The sequence below is a fragment of the Dryocola clanedunensis genome (assembly GCF_038405435.1).
Classification (GTDB): Bacteria; Pseudomonadota; Gammaproteobacteria; order Enterobacterales; family Enterobacteriaceae; genus Dryocola; species Dryocola clanedunensis_A.
On record NZ_JBBYHZ010000033.1, the window covers coordinates 1 to 1,543 of the forward strand.

The 1,543-nt window shown below is 49.8% G+C and carries 4 protein-coding genes; all 4 read left to right on the forward strand.

Going from position 1 to position 1,543, the window contains the following annotated elements; genetic code table 11:
* Positions 1-86: 86 nt before the first annotated feature.
* The 4 genes from AAE045_RS23100 to AAE045_RS23115 all read left to right on the forward strand — a co-directional run bounded on the left by AAE045_RS23100 (position 87) and on the right by AAE045_RS23115 (position 1,301).
* Complete coding sequence (locus AAE045_RS23100; RefSeq protein WP_455549667.1) at positions 87-365, forward strand: hypothetical protein; 279 nt, start codon at positions 87-89, stop codon at positions 363-365.
* A complete protein-coding gene (locus AAE045_RS23105) occupies positions 362-529 on the forward strand; it encodes a hypothetical protein (RefSeq protein WP_455549668.1) in 168 nt (55 codons plus the stop codon). Before AAE045_RS23100 ends, AAE045_RS23105 begins: the two co-directional genes overlap by 4 nt.
* A 171-nt stretch (positions 530-700) precedes the next feature.
* A complete protein-coding gene (locus AAE045_RS23110) occupies positions 701-886 on the forward strand; it encodes a hypothetical protein (protein WP_455549669.1) in 186 nt (61 codons plus the stop codon).
* A complete protein-coding gene (locus AAE045_RS23115; protein ID WP_455549670.1) occupies positions 852-1,301 on the forward strand; it encodes a recombination protein NinB in 450 nt (149 codons plus the stop codon). Before AAE045_RS23110 ends, AAE045_RS23115 begins: the two co-directional genes overlap by 35 nt.
* The last annotated feature ends 242 nt before the right edge of the window (positions 1,302-1,543 follow it).

The window sequence follows — 1,543 nt, forward strand, 5'->3', positions numbered from 1 at the left end:
AGGCTAAGCGATGAAATTGTTGCAGCTGCACCGGAGGGAAGTCAGCTCGGAGAGACCATACCCCGCGCACTACTGGAGATATCATCATGACAACATCGCGAGAGCAGTTTGAGTCCGCATGGGATGAGATGACCGGCAGCCGTGAGGGCAGATGTAAGCAATTAAGGGCTGGCATAGGTTATAGGAATACACCTGCGCAGGAAGCCTGGCAGGTATGGCAAGCCAGCCGCGCCGCAATCGTCGTGGAGATTCCTGAGCCGTTTAAGTTGGCTAAATCATCCACAGGACTAACGTACTATTATGCCGATGAAGTTGATTCCACTCTCCGCGCCGCTGGCATAACCGTTAAAGGAGAAGAGCAATGAAAGCTTACGAAGAAATCATGCTGGCGCTGAAGTTCTTTTTCGGCGTTGAAGACGATGTGAACGTTAACGAAATTATCGGTCAAGACCACGACCCAATCGGAACCATCGCAGCGGCTCTGGATGATTACCGTGACAGCAATGGAACGGTTAAAGGAGATAGCTGATGGTTCCAATTTTTAACATGGGCGAACAGGTTCTTTATGACCGCTTCCCCGGCACTGACCCTGCAATGACTGGCATAGTAATTGGCTTTGCTGAAAGCGCTGGGAAGCTATTTATCTGGGTTGATTGCAATGATGAACCCTTTCTTTGTCCGTTAAGCAAGGTGCTTAAATATGACAGCCACAATCCACCAGTTACGACCTGACTACACCCGCCGTGCTTTTGATTTAATCGACTCTCTCCACGAAACAGGACTAAGCAACTCTCAGCGAGAAATTGTTGAGCAGGCATTGTGCTGTCTGGAGAAAGCTATTGAGGTGAACAGTGAGCAAAAAACCAAAGTATTACCTGCGGACTGACACGCAGAAACAAAACGCCATCCAGATTATCCGCGACCTACCCACCGACTTACACCGACCACTCGTTATCACCATCACCGAAATGACCCGCACGATTGCCCAGAACGACAAAATGTGGGCAATGCTGACTGACATTTCAAAACAGGTTGAATGGTACGCCAACTGGCTTACGCCAGAAGAGTGGAAGCACGTCATCACTGCAGCGCTGAATGGTCAGAAAACCGTGCCAGGCATCAATGGCGGCTTCGTCGTCCTCGGGCTATCAACCAGCAAGATGACAATCCGGGAAATGGTCGACGTTATCGAGTGCGCTTATGCATTTGGTGCGGAGCGTGGCGTTAAGTGGAGCGAAGAAACAAAACTTGCCGAAGAACTTGAGCAGCGATTTGGCGACAAGCGTAGGAGAGCTGCATGACATGAAGCTCACCTGGTTCTATCACCACGATGTAACCACTGCAGAAGCAGACGAACTAATCCAACGCTACACCCTCCGCAACGTAAAAACCTCAAAGACACTAAGCGCCAACCCGAGGCTGTGGGTGGTGGCTGCGCTATTGCCCGAGGGAAAGAAGGAGCCGCGTGTGAGCAATAAATATCAACAGAGGATATGGGCATGACCGAGAAAAAATATGGCTTTCAAATTGAAACTTATGAAAG

Excerpts from the sequence above, each read along its gene's own strand:
- AAE045_RS23100 (WP_455549667.1), top strand. The coding sequence starts at position 87 with ATGACAACATCGCGAGAGCAGTTTGAGTCCGCATGGGATGAGATGACC.
- AAE045_RS23105 (WP_455549668.1), top strand. The coding sequence starts at position 362 with ATGAAAGCTTACGAAGAAATCATGCTGGCGCTGAAGTTCTTTTTCGGC.
- AAE045_RS23110 (WP_455549669.1), top strand. The coding sequence starts at position 701 with ATGACAGCCACAATCCACCAGTTACGACCTGACTACACCCGCCGTGCT.